Source organism: Pontibacillus sp. ABV4_188, assembly GCF_056311905.1.
In genome coordinates this window covers 1,064,739-1,082,982 of the sequence record NZ_CM149975.1, presented here as the reverse complement: position 1 = coordinate 1,082,982, position 18,244 = coordinate 1,064,739, and the positions used below count along the sequence as shown (strand labels likewise).

Sequence of the window (18,244 nt, the reverse complement as noted above, 5' to 3'; positions counted from 1 at the left end):
CTCTTTCTCCCGCAGGAGTCTCGCAATTTCCAGACCCACCTTTGCCCAATTGAGAGAGACGGAAACGCGAAAAAATTGGAGGAAAGGCTTAAAAAACGCGCTTTAAGCCATTCTTACTACCGCCATTTATTGAAAACACCTATGTAAATAACTCTAAACGTGAACAGAGCAAGTAAAAAAAGAGCAGTTCAGCATGGAACTGCTCAAATCATTATTTAAGTTGTGTGTTACGAGAAAGAATATCCTTCAAATACTTTTAGCCCTTCTTCATTTAACACTTTCCCAACAACGTCAGGTTTGTTCGGGCTTTTTGAGAAGACTTCTTCACAGGCAATCATAATATTATCTCCTGCAATCTCGGCTAATTGGTCATGGCTTACGCTATAGACGACTTTACCGAGATTCGCCCAGACCATGCCACCTGAGCACATTACGCAAGGTTCACAGCTTGTGTAAAGCGTGTATTCGCTTAAGTCGAATATATTCTGTTCTGAGCAAAATTTTCGGATTAGGCCGATCTCTGCGTGATGGGTTGGGTCACAAAGAGAATTGATCTGATTTTCTCCAATCATCGCAATCTCGTCATCCTTCACAAGAATCGCTCCGAATGGTTCATTCCCTTCCTCACGTGCTTGCTTCGCCATTTCGATTGCTTTTTTCATAAACTGTTCATCTGTTTGTTTCATTCATAATCCCTCCATCAATGCTACTATACAACATTAGGATGAGATTCACGAACCAGAATCATACAGTTAAGACTCATTTACTCATTATTCGTTATAATGTGGTAATCTGTTCGCTTTTACCATACCCTCCTCAAAGGAAGTGCGCTCAAGCCAGTCAGTTAGCGTCTCAATATCACGGGCAAATACCCGGTCTTCTTTAATCGAAGCAACCACTTTCCTTGATTCTCGATATATTTCTTGTATCGCTTTCGATGCTTTGTTAACCCCTCTGTACTCCAAAGCCTGGAGAGCGCATATGAGCTCAATTGCAAGCACCTTTTCTGCATTAAGGATCATTTGATACGCGTGCCGCGCTCCAATTGTGCCCATACTGACGTGGTCCTCTTGATTTGCAGATGAAGGGATGGAATCGACACTCGCCGGATGAGCGAGCGTTTTGTTTTCTGATACGAGTGATGCCGCAGTATATTGTAAAATCATAGCTCCAGACTGTAGACCTGGGTCAGGACTTAAAAATCCAGGGAGATCATTAAGCTGCGGATTGACGAGGCGCTCGATTCTGCGCTCTGAAATGTTCGCAAGTTCCGCTACCGCTATCTTCATAAAGTCCATCGCCAAGGCAATAGGCTGACCGTGAAAGTTCCCACCTGATACAACGGTTGCTCCGCCTTCTAGTATAAGCGGGTTATCAGTGGCTGCATTCATTTCAATCTCGAGCTTTTCTTTCACATAAGACAAACTTTGCCGTGATGCTCCATGAACTTGGGGGATGCAGCGGAGAGAGTACGCATCCTGAACACGCTTCTCCCCTTGCCTTGTAATAAGTGTACTTCCTTTTGTAATGGTGCGAATCCGCTTAGCAACCTCAATTTGTTCAGGGTATCCACGAGCTTCATGAATCGCAGGATGAAAAGCGTCGATAATGCCTTCAAGTGCTTCTAACGTCATCGATGCAATCCAATCGCACTGTTCAATGAGCCGCTCGGTTTTTAAATAATTCAACACTCCCATCGCCGTCATGGCTTGGGTTCCGTTAATAAGCGCCAATCCCTCCTTCGCTTTCAACTGAAGAGGTTCCATTCCTTTTTCGTTGTAAACTTCAGCCGTCGGTTTTCTATGGTCCCCGTCATAGACTTCTCCCTCTCCCACGAGCACAAGGGCAAGATGAGATAAGGGGGCAAGGTCTCCAGAAGCACCTAGTGAACCTTGGGACGGAATAACGGGAATCATGTCTCTATTAACTAAGTCCCTTAACCGTTCAACCAGACAAGGACGAACCCCTGATACACCTTTTAACAAAGCATTTAACCGCAAGACGACCATCGCTTTGCAAACAAGCTTCGGAAACGCCTCCCCCACTCCGCACGCATGCGACCGTATTAAATGAAGCTGCAATGAGTTCACATCTTTCTCATGAATACGCACATCACTAAACTTCCCAAACCCAGTATTGATCCCATAAACCGTCTTCCCATCCGCCACAATCTTCTCCACCACCGCACGACTCTTTTTTACGCTTCCTAAGCTTTCAGAAGCAATTTGAATCTGCTCTCCGCGGAAGCATATCTCTCGCATATCTTTTAAAGTTAACGTTGATCCTGTTAATTCAATCATGCTGATCGACTCCTTTCTTTTGATTGGTTATGTCTAATTTCTATTGGAAGTTGTATCGAGGTGAGGATGGTTTTTCGAATACTGGCTCAAGCAGGAGCGAGCGGTTCTGGCCGGGACGGAAACCGGCTGGCTCTACTCCCAGCAAAACCTCTCCATACTAACCCATTTCCAAACAAAAAGAGGCGACAATGGCATAGAAATACCATTGTCGCCTCCTCATAACTAATGACTATAGGCAACGCGTTTATCCAATATGATTAATACCAAGGCCAAATGCCTCGTGCTCTAGTCCTTTTACCGGCGCGCCGATTGTACCGTAAAAGGCCACGGCAATCCATTCGCCTTCTTCTAAGTCTTCATAAGGGGAGCCTCTTACGATCGCGAACTTTAATCCGACCGTTCGCATCATATCTCCTGCTCCAATTTGTCCGCGCATGACTCCATTTAGAGCTTCTAGGATGGCATGATAAAGAGCATGTGTTTCGCGGTAAACGTCCTCTACTATAATATGATTTCGCTTCGCCGCTGTTTCCACAGCGGCGATAATTTTTTGCATATTCATGGAGCCTGCTTTCCCTGTACAGTAATCGACATCTTTTAACTGATCAGAAAATGGCTCGAGTTCGTCTACGGTCATGGAGGATACCAATAAAGCTAACTTTCCAATCGGAATCTTTGGACTCATTTGCTTCACCTAAATTCCCTATAAACTATAACGTTTGACTACTAGCTAACTTAAATTGTAAGCGTTTCATCAATATTCTGTCAATATCCTTACAGTCTATGATCCTTTCTACCCAACTAGAACATTCCTGCTGCACCCTTTAATCCGATTGCTTCACACTTAAAATGGTAATGGTCGCTAAGATTAGTCCCATCCCGGCATACTGCATAAGCGTTAATTCGTTTCCAAGCAGTATAATCCCGAATAAGGATGCCGTTACCGGTTCCACCATGGCTATAATGGAAGCTGTGGAGGGAGCTGTTCGTTTAACTCCGCGTACATAAAGGATAAACGAAAGGCCAGCGCCAATAATACCTAATAGTATAAATAACCCTATATCACTCGAGCCAACGACTGACATGGCTTCTCCAAAGTTTATCCGTAACGTAAGTATTAAAATAAAGAAGAAGAAAGCGACTGTTAATGTTGCTTGAGAGCTTCCTAATTTAGCGGATTTCTTAAACCCAAATATAAATAGTGCATACGATATCCCAGAACCAAGGCCGGCGATTACTCCGTTGAACGAGACTGATGTTCCCGAGCTATAAGCACCTGTTAGTAAAACAACCCCGACGAGAACGAAAGCGATACTTGCCCACTTAAATAGTGTAGAACGCTCAATGCCAAGTAAAAATGAAACAAGTAACACAAATATAGGCGCTGTATACATCAGCGTTGCTGCAATCGCAATCCCAGTTGATTCAATGGCTAAGAAATAGAACGTGAAGTTCCCCGCTACACTGATCCCAGCAAGGGCCGCCCATGCGTAAAAATATGGGTTTTTGTTTCTGATCTTAATGGCTCTTCGCCTGAATAAGTACCAAAATGTAAAGAAAATAAACCCTATAAACCCTCGATAGAAGGCAATAATCGATGGGCTCCAACCCTTATTCATTAATATTTCTCCAAGTCCACCTGTAATCCCCCACAACACTGCTGAAGTCAGAATGAATAGTATTCCAGTATAATTCATGAGCTCCCTCCTTTTACTCTTTCTTTTAACAACTTTTTCAATAGTTCGTACCTAGAGAATTTTATACTTCTACTATCGGAACGCTTATTTCGAGGTCTCACCTACTAATTCCATGTATAAAAGATAGTAAAACCTTTTTCTTGTTAACATTGAGAAAAAAGGGAAATTTGTTATGTTAATACATCATTTTTCCATATAAAGTCCTATAAAAAAAGAGCTACCTATACAAGGGCAGCTCTTCAAATAGAACGGTTTTATTCAGTACCTGGATTACTCTGAAAGATTAAACGTGCTTCTCGGCAATCGACACGATTTCTTCTTTCGGTTTGAAACCAACAGACTGGTCAACAAGTTCACCGTCTTTGAAATAAAGAAGCGTCGGTACACTCATTACACCATATTGTTGCGCTGTTTCAGGGTTGTTATCTACATCTAATTTAACGATGCTCATCTGGTCACCTTTTTCAGCATCGATTTCTTCTAAAACAGGAGCGATCATTTTACACGGGCCACACCATGGTGCGCCTAGGTCTGCAATGACAAGCCCTTGTGAAGTTTCACTTTTGAATGTTTGATCTGTTACGTCTTTTATAGCCATTCTATCTCTCCTCTACAAAAAGATTTTTCTAACCACTAAATAATTAATTTAGTGGTTAGAATATTACATTATGTTATACTAGGTGTCAATCAATTAGCTACAAGGTGGGTTAGCATGACATTAGAAACGAGGTTCTCTCATTTTTCTGATTACCTATTTATTAACCTTTTAAATACAGTGAACTCAAAGAATAAGACAAAAGATGACTTGTTAGATGAAGAAGGAATAATGAACGAGTGGCTCTCCCTGATGAAGGAAAAGGGATTACTCACAGAACAACAAGTGAACAAGATAAAAGAAAAACCTATAGATCGTACAGAAATGAAGCAGTTCCGTGATTCCTGGAGGTCTTATTTCACGACATTCGATCATGATGAAGATCGACTACAATCACTCATTGACCTAACTAAAAAAACGCCCCTTTCCTTTGAAATGAATACAGACACCCTCATGCCGATTCCAGATAAAGGCGGCACAGCAGGCCTTCAATCAATACTTGCTTTCACAATGCTGAACGCGTATCAAGATGGGATTTTTGAGAAAGTAAAAGGCTGCAGCAATGAGACATGCCTCGCCTTATTTGTGGACCCTAAAGGCAAGCGGAAATGGTGCTCTATGAAAGTATGCGGAAACCGCGCCAAAGCGCAGAAGCATTATGAGAAGAGGAAGCAATAAAGGACGACTAAAGTGCTTAGGCAGGAGAAAAGGAATATTCTTATTCCCCTAATTGTCTAGCACCGTCCTTTATAGTACAAATAATAAAAAAGGACGCTAGAGTACTAAACACACCAGCGTCCTTTTTTATTATTGTCTTTTTCAACGAACGGTTTCGTTAATTTAATGAACATTTAGGTTAGTAGCCGCTTCAGAAGGAAAAGTGATTGCTGCAGCTAACTCAGGTAAGCTAAAGACAGTTCTTCAAATGGTTGTTATTATGATTGGCCTATTACATATTGATGGAATTGTTATGACGTCACTTGCAGGCCTTCTGACTGCAGTTACGGTCTACTCTGGGTATGAATACTTTGCAAAAAACATCCATGTGTTCGAAAATAATAAGTAGTTTAAGCGACCTAATATAAGGTCGCTTTTTTACGCTGAAAAACCATTATAAAAGTTACAATGTGAAAAAAGAAAAGGGGTTAAGCAAATGCAGTCAAAGAACAGTCAACCTGGTAGAAATTTATTTATCATCGGAAATGGTTTTGACAGGGCTCACGAGTTACCAACGAGTTATGAACACTTTCGCGAGTTCTTGAAAGAGGCATATCCAGGGGCGGATAAGCCATCTCCATCATTCACTGTAGAAAGTACACCTTTGCCAAATGGTGGTGAAATGTACAACAAGGAGGATGTAGCTTCCGTTCTGTTAGACGTGATATCAGAAGCTGAAGAAATACGTGCAATGCGGGAAGGTGTTGAATTTCTATGGAGAGATTTCGAAAAGAGTCTGGGTGAATTAGACTTCGAAAGATACTTGGATGACATGGCCCTATTATTAGATGATGACGAAGACGATGATGATATGTGGAAGAGGGCATACAGAAATGAAGATGCCTCCGCACATTTCTACAAAGTAGCGATGATGTTCAAAGAATTGTTCGAGGAATGGGTTGTATCGATTGATGTTAGTGACACAGTTCCGAAAGAAGGGTTTCAGAGAATTATAGACGAAGATTTTGATGTGTTTTTGAGTTTTAATTACACATATGTCTTGGAAGAAATCTATGATGCTCATGAAGTGTGCCACATTCATGGCTCACAATATACAGATGACATCATAGTAGGTCACGGAGAAGACTCCAGAGAATATGAGAATAGTTTTGTCGGTTCAGAGATGAGCTTGTATAAGGTACATGAGGATTTAAGAAAAGATACCCAGCAAATTATTTCTGAAACAGGCTTTTTCGAAGGACTGAGCTCCATTGATAGCATTTATTCCATTGGTTTTTCTTTCTCTCCGGTAGATTTGCCTTATATAAAAGAAATGATGGAACATTTGGATACAAAAGAAATCACTTGGTTTCTAAATGATTTTGATGGCGAAGAGAAAAGAGAGGGAATAAAAAACACCCTTCGAGAGATTGGATTTAAAGGGGAGTTTGATACTTTCTCTATAGAGGGTTAATGATGGTTGCGAAGTTAAATTTGATAATGCAAGCTTGTTCAGTTCTGACGTCATTCGTTAGCCGATGCAAGTGAATTAGAATAATAGCGAAAATACAAGAAAAAAGGAACGCATTAAGCGTTCCTTTTTTGTGTACTGATTTATTTTGGTGGGGAATTAACAGTCGTTACACTTCTCTCTCCTTCTATTTACTTGGCTTCGAACCATTCGTTGATAGCTCCCTTTGCAGTTGGGGCAAATCCACCAAGCCTTCCTCTTAGAGTTTGGGGATACATCAATGGGGTGTACGAGACCTTCGTTCTTCTTGTAATCCCACTCTTCTTTGACAAGCTTCGGATTTAGAGCTGCAAGACTAGATTCTGACTTCACTATGTTTCCTGCACAAGTAGGACAACCGCTCCCTCTAGTTCTGTTAGTTATCCCTGTTTTCCACTCATGTCCCTTCTTACACTTCCACCAGACCTTCTTATTGCTGTTAGGTCTAACATCGAATGGGGTTAAGTCGCCATTCTTAGCATAATCCCACTCTTTGCTGACCTCTTCGTTCAATGCGCCCAAAGAGGTTTCACGAGTTACATAGCGACCGGTGCAATAAGGGCATGTGGCTCTTTTTTGCTTAACGCGACTATTGGGGTTAGACCTCCACTCATGACTTGGATTTTCGGTGCATTGCCACCAAACCCGCTTCCCATAATTTAAGGCAACATCGTGGGGAGTTAAGTCTCCGTTTTTAGTTGGATGCCACTGTGATGCTGTTTCAGGAGCTAATGCTGCTAAGGAGTTTGTGTGATTAATCTTCCTGTTAAGGCAGTAAGGGCAACTCCTTCCGTTTGAACGATTGGATATTTTCGACTCCCATTCGTGTTCGTGATTTTTAGAGCATCTCCACCATACTTTGGCGTGGGTGAATGGCGAAACCTGGTTAGGTTGTAATGAACCGTTCTTGGTAGGGTGCCACTCTTCAGCTAAGTGCGGAAAGAAGTTGGCTAAATTCGTCTCACTATCCTCAATTTGCTTGAGAATATCGCCCCTATCTCTATGAGTGTCCACATCTATTTCGGCTAGCGGTTCGGGACTTAGCGCTAGTAAGAATGACAATACCTCTTTTATGCTTTGGTCGAGGCCGTTTTTCTCGTCGTACCTGTGAGTAATGAAGGAAGCACCGTAAGCCTCAATGTGTGGCAAGTATTCTCTATCAACGTACTCTCGAACTCTAAGGAGTTTAACGCCATTGTCATTCATCGCCTTGTTCTTCCGCTCATCTCTTTCTTTTGAGCTTCTGTGATGGTAGCCATCATATTCAATTGCAAGATTTAAGGATTGGATGTAGATATCCGCTTCAGCATTGTTCTCAAGGAAGGAGAGTTTCTTTCGGTTTTCAACTTCCGGGTATGCCTGACTTACATAATAGAGAATGGCTTGCTCTGGGAAAGAAGTTTTCGACCTTCCTGAGCATGTAGGGCAGCCACGTCCGCTTGTTCTGCTGTAAACGCGCATTTTATACTCGTGACCTCTCGAACACTTCCACCATACTTTATCATTAGACTGCGGTTTGAGCTTGTTGGGGTCTTTCTTTTTATTCTTCTTATAATCCCACTCTTTGCAGACGTCAGGATATGTACCTAGTAAGGAGGTTTCGTCCGTTGCTTTGTGACCGGAACAAAAAGGACAACCTTTCCCTTTTGTACGATTTTGTATTAGGGCTTCCCACTCATGCCCCTCCTCACAAATAAACCATGCTTTTTTATGTGTATGTGGCGCGACTTCAAATGGCGATTTGTCATTCTTAGTAGGATGCCACTGCTTGACCAAATGAGGGTTAACGGCTCCAAATGATTTTTCCTTGCTGACTTTTTGACCTGCACAATAAGGGCAGCCACTTTTCTTTCTGTGAGCAATGCCTGTTTCCCATTCATGTTCGGGGTTCTTGGAGCATTTCCACCAAACTTTTGCATTGGAACCAGGACTGTAACCGTCTGGTCCTCTATCAGAGTCATTACGTTCATAGTTCCACTCTTTTGCTAGTTCTGGGTTTAAATGAGCCAATGATTTCTCATAAGGTGGTCTCCTCCCTGTCCTTCTTGCAATAGCACAGGTTGGACAACCTGCTTTGGAGGAGCCGGTTCTAGAGTAGACATAAGCTTGCCACTCGTGTCCGATGCTACAAATCCACCAAACTTTCCGTCTCACAGCGTGCGTGACGTCTTCTGGTTTCAAGTCTCCGTTTTTTTCATAATTCCATTCTGCGGCGACAGAGGGGTGGGAGATTGATAGGTTGTTCTTTTCACTGTTTTCGCTCATATAACATTCCACCTTTCGAAGAGTTTTGAATAACAAGTTTCATTATAAACCAGAATATAAGGTGGTTCCATTAATGATGTTTAAATATGAAAAAAGCCGTATCGAAATAGAATTCAATAGGCTTTTCGTGTTTAATTTCACTATATTAACTTGCTAGTTAGCTATCCTATATATTTTTCTAATTTACTACAGGAGAAACATCGACTGAATCAAAGGGGGATCTATGAATAGCATAAAAAAATCCACTATCATCGAATACCTTTAGTTTTCTTTTAGTTCCATCTCCTAGTAGTTTCATTTCCTTTATAGAAGAATCAAAAGTTCTCCCCATTATAACTGAGACCGTTAATCCGTTTTCCGTTTCAATATCAAAACCAGATGTAGAATAAGCTAACTCTCCTCCAGCCTCAAAATCAGTATACGGTTTACTTCTCTTCCAACCAAATCCTTTACCACTTTTAACTACGTTCGCTACTCCTAAACCACCCATATATTCGTAAAACACAAATGTCTCGCTTCCAACTTCTTCGATTGTTAATATAGATTCTTTTTCTGCTCCTTCTTTTTCTAGCCCTGATTCAATGGCTACTTCTTTAGAAGGGTGCCACTCTTTTACTAATGGTTGGTTACATCCGACAATCAACAACATTAAACAAATACTAATGTTAAAATAAAGAGGTTTCCGCAAACACATACACTCCTTTCACTTCAAAGTGAAAATGGAATTTCCCTTTTACTAATCGTTTATGATTGAATATCTTTTTACCCATTAGCACCATATAACTTATTTAGTTTCTTCAATACCAGAAAGACCAGATAATTTAATGAGCAAATGTAATAAGCAACATACTGACTGCAGATAAAACCATTCCAATTCCAATGACTATGTATATGAGAAATTCAAAAGTTGAAAGTTTCCTTTGTTTTTTAGTTTTTGCCAAATATGAATAATAAATAAATGGACTAATAATGAGTATGGTATAAGAAATTGCACGTAATGCTTCAGCAACTACTACCAAGGAAATCAGCTCCCTTATTTTAGTTTCGCACTACTCCCAAAATAAGCCCCATTTCATGAAGGCTAAAGGTGTCCTCTTAACCACTATTTAAATTATATAGATGCAATCACAATCAAGGTTAGATCAGTAGGCACACTACAGTTTATGCCTATTCTTCAAAAGCTTGATTTCTTCTTTTAAGACGCTCTTCTTCACTTCTATACTTCTTACTTTTCTCCTAGTAATGAATGACAAGAACACAACCGTCACATAAAAAAGTTGTGAGGTTTCTTGTTGAATGACACCCATGGTTTAAAATCACCCTTCTCTCATGTAGTGAAGATAATGCCCATCATCTTCCCTTACAGGAAAATAAGGGGTTATAGGTACTGTTGTGCATCCCTTGAGGTATGATCTTCTATATGATCGGCAGTTCTCCTTTTTGTTATCTGGATTCAGGCTTTATTAAACATCGTTCTTAGCACTTCATCTATTACGAAATATCCAACAGCCACTGGTATAGCTAAATAAAGGGTGATTTGAAAGTAACCATTTTTAACAAAAATAGCAGGTAAAAGGATAGCTATACCTATATGTAGAATTAGTCGCAAAGAAAGGCTATTGAGATTTACCTTGTTTTCAAGATAACCAATAGCAAGCGATAATAGTGTACCGCATGTAATAGCGGTCGTTAAAATCACGAAATACGTACTAACATAGTCAAGTGTGGCCCCGTTAGAAATAAAACTGTATATGGGAACTGAGAGACCTAAGGTAATCAAAGCTGTTAATAGTTTTCTTTTTACCATCGCCTTCTCCTCTTTCCTTAGTTTTAAGATTTTTAAAAAACCGCTAGCGCATCAAGACTTTACTCTGCCGCAAAAAATAAAACGTCAGAGATGCACACGATCTCTGACGTTTTAATGAACCATGATTAAAATGGCCACATTTGAAACAAAGAACCCCCACCGGGCTTTCTCAGCTCCATTTATCCATAGATTCCGAGGTAAGATATTGCATCTTTTACTGTAGCCATGGTAGGAATCTCAACTAAATTAACATTTAACCTCGTTGCTTCGATCGCTAACTCTGGTCTTAAGCCTGTAAGAATCGACTGCACACCAAGCAAGGATAAGACACTATTTATTTTAAATAGATAATCAATGACCATATCATCGATAGCATATACGCCCGAGAAATCAATAATTAAGTGAGTAAGGCTTTGAGCCTGTACTTTCTCTGGTACATGATCCAAAATAATTCGTGCTTTCTCTTGATCAATATTACCTACTAGCGGGAGAACAGCGATCTCGTTCATAATTGGCACAATAGTCGCAGACAGTTCATTTATTTCATTACTCATTTCTTTTTGCTTTTTTTCGTTTTCTTTACGGCTCGTGATATCCTTAAGATAGGATTGGACAGCTTGTTTGTCACCGAGCATAACGGGATGACAATACAACTCAACCATAACTGTCGTTCCGTCCATTCTATAAACGGTTTCTTCGATTACCTCAGCCGGAGCGTGGTAAGCAGATTGAATCCTCCGTTGAATGGCATCTTTTGAGGACTCTTGGAAAATGTCTAATGGGCTTAATCCAATGGCTTCTTCTTTATTGGTTCTAAAGAAGTCTTCAGCAGCTTTGTTTATATAACGAATTTTATGATCTGTATGAATAATCAATGGGTCAAGAGAGTATTCAATTACCTGACGATAATCTACTTTCGAAATGCTATCATTCATTTTCTTCCCCCCTCTACTTATAAGATACACTTCATTTATCCTTTGGACAAGAAACAAACAGCTTGTCAAAGCATTGCTTTCTATGGTTTCTATCCCGTAGTAAAAAAACAATCGTTCCTCATTGAACAATTGTACTCGTTACTTTAAGAAGAATTTCATATAAATCTTTTTAATTATTTTGATTACTATGATCAGAGAAATAAATGTTAGTATTACTGAATACCAATATTTATCCCAAGAATAATCTCTAAAACAACAATTCCCACTATATGTATAAGGTAGAGGCGGGTCTATTGTTGGATGGTTTAATGTTACAAACGGGATCGGAAAGCCAACTTCATAAGGAAAAGTAGATTGTAATTCAATCCGATCTTCAACCCTGATCCCAACCACCACACTTGAGATGAGCACGAAAATGATCGAAGATAGAAACACTCCGATATACATTTTAAAGGCCTTCAAAGTATCCCCCCTTGTTAAAAAATGCCCGATTGTCGGAAAGTGTAACTATAAACTTACTTCTCTTTCACGTTTAATATGGACCTGGGGCTTATAGATAGAAGAAAAGCCTTCCACCCACACCTCGTTCGTTTTAACCTGAAACCCCCAAGAACCAAATTCATTAAATTCGGGATAAGTGAGTAAGAACTCTATGTTATTAGCATTATATCTGTCCTCTAATGTACGTTCCAATTGAAGTTTAGATATCGATAAAAACCCACAATATAAAAGGATAACTAGAGCACCAACAAGAATAATAGATTTACCCTTTTTATAAAGAAGTCCCATCGTAACACTAGTAAACAGGATGATTGTTATTACTAAATCAACACTCGCAATTATATGAAAATCAAATTCACTTTCAATAAAAGGAAAAAGGAAAGCAACGCCATTGCCAAGAAAATCGATGAAAATGTGACCGAACAATACAGTTATTGAAAAAATAACCCACGTCTTCGCAAATGGAAAATCTTTCATAATTACACGAAAAACTATTGTGAATAACAATCCAAATAGTGGTACGAGAAAAACTGAATGCCCATATAAATCACCAAAGAACTTTGTTACATCTGGTGATACAGCACATCCACCTCCAAATAAAAATACTATACTACGCTTTCTCTTCGATACGAAATCCTCATTAAACAAAATATAGGAAAGACTTACACCCACTAAAAAGTGAAGGACGGTATGTATTAAAGCACTCATGTGTTCCTCCTAGCTATTTTCTTTTTTCTCTGAATTGAACTACTTACTTCCTAAGAAGAGAACCCTTATTAACTGTTACGCTAACAAAAACGAATAAAAATAGTAATGCAACGTATGGGGAAAAGTAACCTTGAAACAAAGCTTGAACCCTTTCCGCAGTAGTCATACCTCCATTTTCAGGTGTCACACTATCTAATAAAATTATTGTCATAAAGCTATAAAAGACCGACATTAGGAAGCCTAAACTTGATATCACTTTAATAATTACTTTTATCTTACTTTTGTTCAAATTTAATCCTCCTGGAAACCTTTCATTAAATCGATGCTTCTTTAATATTTAAAAGAACCCAATACCTTCATATTTCCTACCAAAAAACACCATTGAATGAGTTTTAATATTGCTGTATAGTAAACCTTTATAAAATAAGTTAATGAGGTGAGTACTTGATTTCAAAGTTCTCCATAGGTGATACCATCATTAAGAGATGTTCAAATTGCCTGCATGATAAGCAAACCGTTCTAAAAGTAGATCCGAATGAATTTAGTGATAAAACAGCCACCAGACTATGGGTGCAATGCACTAAATGCGGCACAAATGACAATACACTAATGCTTGAGAAATAATGACCGACATTATAAGGGCTTCATGATTAGTTACTCCATAAGAGTATGCAACCGACTGTTGCTTACTCTTTTTATTTCGCATCGTGTGTATGATCTTCAACTAAAGCCCCCGTTTCTATAAGGCTAGACCTTATCATGCTTATAATTAATTTAATCTCCCCATCAATAACGTATTGTAGTAATTACCATCGGATAATAACTTATCTTTTTGTAACAAACCTTCAACCTTAAATCCATAATTTTTATAAAGATTTATTGCCTTATCGTTTGTTTCCAAGACATTCAAAGTAATTTTCTTTATGTTATTTGCATCTGCCCAACTAATACATTCTTTTAAGAAGTTCGTTCCTATCCCATATCCCCAATAAGCCATGAGTACACCTACACCAAACTCTACCTTATGAGAACTTCTCTTTAATGTATTTCCTTCGCACCTAGAAAAACCAACAAGGGTTCCATTTACTTCAGCTACCAAGAAAAGATTGTTTAAACTTTCTGAGTCAGTTTTAATAATATCCTTGAACCCATCTCCGGTTATGTACGCTTCCCCTTTAACTCTATCCAAATTTTCCGTTTCACCATCTATCTGTAACCTTAATTCAGATAAAGCTTGCGCGTCTTCGGATTGTGCAGATCTCACTATGTAATGGAGATTACGAACTTCATATTCTTTTGAGTTTACTATCATATTATCCCCCCTCTTAAGTCATCACATCGCCCCTCGTAACTTTCTAGATTATAAAAGACAACTATTTTTGTTAAAGAATCGCACCCGCTACTTCAAGAAGAGCTTAGCTCATATTAGTTAAAAACCTTGCATTTTTGTTATTGAAAATTCCACTTTTCAAATGCTTCTTCTATTATTTCAGCATCAGGCATAAAAGGAATAGTGTGATACGACCAATCTAAAAATCCAGTTTTGCTTGCTTGAGTCAGAAAGGCTTTTTCAAATTCATTATTTACATAAGTCTTAGTTAAAAACATATGATTCCCTGTATAACTAACTAAAACCTCAACATCCTCTTTGCCGACAGTGCTTTGTTCACTTTCTTCCCTGTCTTCATTGATATCATTTATATAAATACCAGCATCATTAAGGATGGGTGTTTGGGTTCTTAAATATATTGAATCCCATTTAGAAATAAGTAAGAAAATACCTATAATCGCCAAGAACAACAATAAAAATTTTTTCTTTCGTTTCAAACATAACCCCTCCTTTACTCTTATTTGAATTTTACTGCTCTGTTACTAAAAAGAAGCGACTGTTCTTGTCCAACTACCGCCCCCGATAGTGCGATAGCCATTAGTTTTGGTAGCAAGTCTCATATTCATCTTTCATTATCAAACTTCTGCAAACCAAACCAGTTTCATCATATATCTCTTTCCCAATTTCTAATTCCATACTTCTATTTGAATTTGGATATTCAGGCTCATTATTTAAAATGAACAATGTATCCTTATCTACCCATTTCATAGAAAAATTACTTTTAGCGTCGCTATAATAAACAGTATGAACTTTGTTATTTTCCTTATTGTTTGTGATCTCAACCCAAACGTTAACGCCACCTGCTGCACCGCCATATGGTTCATAATAAGCATTAGCAGTATATTCATCTGTGGGTGATGTTACAGGTCCAGGTCCCTTTTGGGAGTTTTCTCTATCAATTTCACTAAAGGTAAAAAAGTATGTTTCAGACACATAAATTGAAGAAACCAAAATAACCCCACACAATGTTGTGATCAATAATTTTTTAGGAAAAGATGTCTTTTTTACGAAAGAAATTATGATCCTTATACATAAAATTAACAATAATATAGCGGTAACAAAAAATGTTAAGAAACCAAATAAAATCAAAATCTTCATTCCTCCGTTCTCAGCCAATGACAGTTATCTCGAACATAGTTCACAAACTCCAATCATTTTAACATAAAATAACAACGATCTAATTAGGCAATTTGCTTCCTAAATCACATTTTCTTAAAGAAATTTAAGGCCCAAGCTCTGTTAATTCCTTATGCTATTCCGGGTATAGTGATTGTGTAGGATTGTTGAAGCCCCATTCATTTCTATTAAAGAAAAAGACCAAATCTAACCGATTTGGTCTTTTTCGTAGGTTACTCTATTCCATGTAAAAAGCCATATGGCCTTTTACATCTCCACCGCTTGTCCAGTTGAAGCTGATTTGTATAAAGCCTCAATAATTCTTTGAACAAGGGTTCCTTGATTGGCGTGTAGGTTCATTTTTTTACCAGTGAGAATGGATTCCACAAAGTGATGCACCATTTCTTTATGCGCATTGCCTTTATCCACATAGGGAGCAGTAAAATCAAGAAGCGTTCCGTGCTTCTCCTGATACATATTCAGCGGAAACACATCAGCTCCCCCGTGGTCTCCCATTACTTTAAGGACTCTGTCATCCTTCTCGGCAATGTTTGCAGCAAACGAGGATTCGAATAAAAGAGAGGCGCCGTTTTGGAACGTGATCATGCCACGAGCCATGTCTTCAACTGAAAAATTCTCGTGATCCCACTCGCCCAGGAGCCCAACCCCTGGCCGCTTCCCAATTTTATCGTATGTAACGCCTAGGACCGTCTTCGGCTCAGGGTAGCCCATTAAATAAAGGGCCGCATCAAGCATATGGATGCCATTGTCGATTAAAGTGCCGCCTCCTTGAAGCTCTTTATTCGTGAAAACACCCCAACCTGGAATGCCACGCCTTCTGTTCCATTTGGCTTCAGCTGCGTAAATCTCTCCCATTTCGCCTTCATCTATGAATCGCTTCACCGTCTCTACTTCAGGACGAAAACGAAAGTGGAACCCGTACATAAGATGCTTGCCTGTTTGATTCGCCACTTTTTCCATTCGTTCTGCATCATGCACTGAAATGGCAGGTGGCTTTTCACATAAAACGTGGCACCCCGATTGCATCGAGTCGATTGCTTGCTCGGCATGGAACGCATTCGGTGTGCAGATACTAACGGCGTCTAGCTCCATTTCACGAAGCATATCACGGTAGTCTTCGTATGCATGGGGAATCGAGAATTCTTGCGCGCAGTCTAGAGCCTTATCTTTATTATGGTTCGCCACCGCTACGACTTCTACCCCATCGCCGTAGTTTAGGTAATTTGGGATATGGGCACTTCTGGCAATGCCACCTGCGCCAATAATCCCAACTTTAAGTTTCCCGTTCATGTGAATCCGCCCCTTATCTCTTGTAGTAACCTTGAACCATTTTATCCATCACTCGGTTCGTGCGCAGTGCCGAACGCCCCGTGCTAGGCGACTGTCCTTTTCCTATGAGTTCATCTACAATCGTTTGAATCAGCTGCTGCTGAATCGGACTTGGGCGATCGATATGGAATTCCTCTGTACCAAATTGGTTCATCAATTTCACAGGTGCTTCATCAAATGTTGAGAATACGATTTCCCCTTTTGTCCCAACGATTCGGTTCTGATCCTCGTTCTTATAGGAGGCAAAATTCCAAACGCCTGTCCCCATAACCCCACTTTCAAATTGGAAGCTACCACTTACACTGTCTTCAGCAGGATAGGTGTCTGACTGATTGGCTGCATACCCCTTCACGTCTTCAATGGGTCCTAGCAAATAATCAAAGAGGTCGAGCGTATGAGAGGCCACATCATAAAATAAACCTCCACCACTCACTTCAGGGCGCACTCTCCAAGGCCATTCTCCGTTTTCGTCTTTTTCTAAAAGCCTTTGCGTCTGCTCCATCGTTACAAAACGAACATCGCCAATCGCGCCCTCATCGAGCAGCTCTTTTACTTTGAGAAAACGAGGCAATCGACGGCGGTAATACGCAACATATAAAGGCACACCGTGCTCCTCACAAACGTCAATCATGGCCTGGCACTCTTCCGTATTTAGGGCCATTGGCTTCTCAACGTATACAGGTTTCCCCGCTTTCGCTACCATTTCTGTATACTCCTTATGAGAGCCTGGTGGTGTCGCGATGTACACTGCATCTACCTCTGAATCATTGACAAGGTCCTCCGCTTTGTCATACCACTTTGGCACATTGTGACGCTCCGCGTAATCTTTCGCCAGCTCTCCATTTCGTCTCATTACAGCCACGAGTGAACTATTGGCAGCTAATTGAAATCCCGGCCCACTCTTTACCTCAGTGACATCCCCGCAGCCAATAATGCCCCAGCGAATGATTTTCATATGTATACTCCTCCGATCACGTTTCTTGTTATGTCGTTTATACAAAAAAGAAGCAGCCCTTATTAGTTTGCTGCTTCTTTAATACAGTGTTATTTTAACATACCGACTTTAGGATAAGGATAGCTATCTAGATCGATTATCTCTCTTACCTTTTTACTGTTATATGAAGTGAAAAGATTACAGGAGGGATAAGCGGGACAATGTACCTGTCCCCTTGTCCCACTTGCAATTCTGAAACAACTGTGGCAAAGTCATAATTAGGAAGAGCGTTAATCATAATTTAATAGAAACACGTAACATGTAGGGGAACCAGTGCGACTGGTTGAGACGTCTTGTAGACAGACGGACCCTTAGAACCTGATCTGGTTGAGACCAGCGTAGGAAACATATCTAAACGTTTTTTAATGATATGCACCCTAGGTATGGCACCTGGTGCTTTTTTTATTGAAAAATTTTCT

Annotated in this window: 19 protein-coding genes, 1 pseudogene and 1 riboswitch; of the genes and pseudogenes, 3 read left to right on the top strand and 17 right to left on the bottom strand. The window is 39.8% G+C overall.

Annotated elements, in window-relative coordinates; all coding sequences use genetic code 11:
* Window positions 1-227 precede the first annotated feature (227 nt).
* The 5 genes from ACYX4O_RS05475 to trxA all read right to left on the bottom strand — a co-directional run bounded on the left by ACYX4O_RS05475 (window position 228) and on the right by trxA (window position 4,595).
* A complete protein-coding gene (locus tag ACYX4O_RS05475) occupies window positions 228-686 on the bottom strand; it encodes a nucleoside deaminase (RefSeq protein WP_476355297.1) in 459 nt (152 codons plus the stop codon).
* An 84-nt stretch (window positions 687-770) separates the two neighbouring features.
* Complete coding sequence (gene hutH / locus ACYX4O_RS05470; protein WP_476355296.1) at window positions 771-2,300, bottom strand: histidine ammonia-lyase; 1,530 nt, start codon at window positions 2,298-2,300, stop codon at window positions 771-773.
* A 244-nt stretch (window positions 2,301-2,544) separates the two neighbouring features.
* Complete coding sequence (hutP, locus tag ACYX4O_RS05465; RefSeq protein ID WP_476355294.1) at window positions 2,545-2,985, bottom strand: hut operon transcriptional regulator HutP; 441 nt, start codon at window positions 2,983-2,985, stop codon at window positions 2,545-2,547.
* Window positions 2,986-3,124: 139 nt separating this feature from the next.
* Window positions 3,125-3,997 carry a DMT family transporter gene (locus ACYX4O_RS05460; protein WP_476355292.1) on the bottom strand — a complete coding sequence of 291 codons (873 nt, stop codon included), beginning with the start codon at window positions 3,995-3,997 and terminating at the stop codon, window positions 3,125-3,127.
* A gap of 283 nt (window positions 3,998-4,280) precedes the next feature.
* On the bottom strand, window positions 4,281-4,595 hold the full coding sequence (trxA, locus tag ACYX4O_RS05455; RefSeq protein ID WP_476355290.1) for a thioredoxin: 315 nt from the start codon (window positions 4,593-4,595) through the stop codon (window positions 4,281-4,283).
* Between the two features lie 114 nt (window positions 4,596-4,709).
* On the opposite strand from trxA, the gene ACYX4O_RS05450 reads away from it, so the two are divergent.
* The 3 genes and pseudogenes from ACYX4O_RS05450 to ACYX4O_RS05440 all read left to right on the top strand — a co-directional run bounded on the left by ACYX4O_RS05450 (window position 4,710) and on the right by ACYX4O_RS05440 (window position 6,723).
* Window positions 4,710-5,270 (top strand): CGNR zinc finger domain-containing protein, encoded by a 561-nt coding sequence (locus ACYX4O_RS05450; protein ID WP_476355288.1) that lies wholly within the window; start codon window positions 4,710-4,712, stop codon window positions 5,268-5,270.
* Between the two features lie 184 nt (window positions 5,271-5,454).
* A pseudogene (locus ACYX4O_RS05445) lies at window positions 5,455-5,658 on the top strand (CDP-diacylglycerol--glycerol-3-phosphate 3-phosphatidyltransferase); the annotation flags it as partial.
* An 87-nt stretch (window positions 5,659-5,745) separates the two neighbouring features.
* Window positions 5,746-6,723 carry a bacteriophage abortive infection AbiH family protein gene (locus tag ACYX4O_RS05440; protein ID WP_476355286.1) on the top strand — a complete coding sequence of 326 codons (978 nt, stop codon included), beginning with the start codon at window positions 5,746-5,748 and terminating at the stop codon, window positions 6,721-6,723.
* 156 nt (window positions 6,724-6,879) lie between these two features.
* Here the strand turns inward: ACYX4O_RS05440 and ACYX4O_RS05435 are convergent, their stop codons facing one another.
* The 12 genes from ACYX4O_RS05435 to ACYX4O_RS05380 all read right to left on the bottom strand — a co-directional run bounded on the left by ACYX4O_RS05435 (window position 6,880) and on the right by ACYX4O_RS05380 (window position 17,786).
* Window positions 6,880-9,024 (bottom strand): zinc-ribbon domain-containing protein, encoded by a 2,145-nt coding sequence (locus tag ACYX4O_RS05435; protein WP_476355284.1) that lies wholly within the window; start codon window positions 9,022-9,024, stop codon window positions 6,880-6,882.
* Between the two features lie 178 nt (window positions 9,025-9,202).
* Complete coding sequence (locus tag ACYX4O_RS05430; protein ID WP_476355282.1) at window positions 9,203-9,712, bottom strand: hypothetical protein; 510 nt, start codon at window positions 9,710-9,712, stop codon at window positions 9,203-9,205.
* A 765-nt stretch (window positions 9,713-10,477) separates the two neighbouring features.
* Window positions 10,478-10,804 (bottom strand): hypothetical protein, encoded by a 327-nt coding sequence (locus ACYX4O_RS05425; RefSeq protein ID WP_476355280.1) that lies wholly within the window; start codon window positions 10,802-10,804, stop codon window positions 10,478-10,480.
* Between the two features lie 206 nt (window positions 10,805-11,010).
* A complete protein-coding gene (locus ACYX4O_RS05420) occupies window positions 11,011-11,766 on the bottom strand; it encodes a PAS domain S-box protein (RefSeq protein WP_476355278.1) in 756 nt (251 codons plus the stop codon).
* 138 nt (window positions 11,767-11,904) lie between these two features.
* Complete coding sequence (locus tag ACYX4O_RS05415; protein WP_476355276.1) at window positions 11,905-12,213, bottom strand: hypothetical protein; 309 nt, start codon at window positions 12,211-12,213, stop codon at window positions 11,905-11,907.
* Window positions 12,214-12,273: 60 nt separating this feature from the next.
* Window positions 12,274-12,975, bottom strand: coding sequence for a hypothetical protein (locus tag ACYX4O_RS05410; protein WP_476355274.1), 702 nt, complete (start codon window positions 12,973-12,975; stop codon window positions 12,274-12,276).
* A gap of 43 nt (window positions 12,976-13,018) precedes the next feature.
* Window positions 13,019-13,264: a hypothetical protein gene (locus ACYX4O_RS05405; protein ID WP_476355272.1), complete on the bottom strand. Its 246-nt coding sequence runs from the start codon at window positions 13,262-13,264 to the stop codon at window positions 13,019-13,021.
* 480 nt (window positions 13,265-13,744) lie between these two features.
* Complete coding sequence (locus ACYX4O_RS05400; protein ID WP_476355270.1) at window positions 13,745-14,287, bottom strand: N-acetyltransferase family protein; 543 nt, start codon at window positions 14,285-14,287, stop codon at window positions 13,745-13,747.
* Between the two features lie 137 nt (window positions 14,288-14,424).
* Window positions 14,425-14,802, bottom strand: a complete 378-nt coding sequence (locus ACYX4O_RS05395; RefSeq protein ID WP_476355268.1) for a hypothetical protein — start codon at window positions 14,800-14,802, stop codon at window positions 14,425-14,427.
* Window positions 14,803-14,902: 100 nt separating this feature from the next.
* Window positions 14,903-15,481: a DUF5412 family protein gene (locus ACYX4O_RS05390; protein ID WP_476355266.1), complete on the bottom strand. Its 579-nt coding sequence runs from the start codon at window positions 15,479-15,481 to the stop codon at window positions 14,903-14,905.
* A gap of 267 nt (window positions 15,482-15,748) precedes the next feature.
* The gene (locus tag ACYX4O_RS05385; protein ID WP_476355264.1) at window positions 15,749-16,792 is read right to left on the bottom strand and encodes a Gfo/Idh/MocA family protein; all 1,044 of its coding nucleotides are present in this window, start codon (window positions 16,790-16,792) and stop codon (window positions 15,749-15,751) included.
* 13 nt (window positions 16,793-16,805) lie between these two features.
* The gene (locus tag ACYX4O_RS05380; protein ID WP_476355262.1) at window positions 16,806-17,786 is read right to left on the bottom strand and encodes a Gfo/Idh/MocA family protein; all 981 of its coding nucleotides are present in this window, start codon (window positions 17,784-17,786) and stop codon (window positions 16,806-16,808) included.
* Between the two features lie 292 nt (window positions 17,787-18,078).
* Window positions 18,079-18,187, top strand: a riboswitch (TPP riboswitch).
* Window positions 18,188-18,244 lie beyond the last annotated feature (57 nt).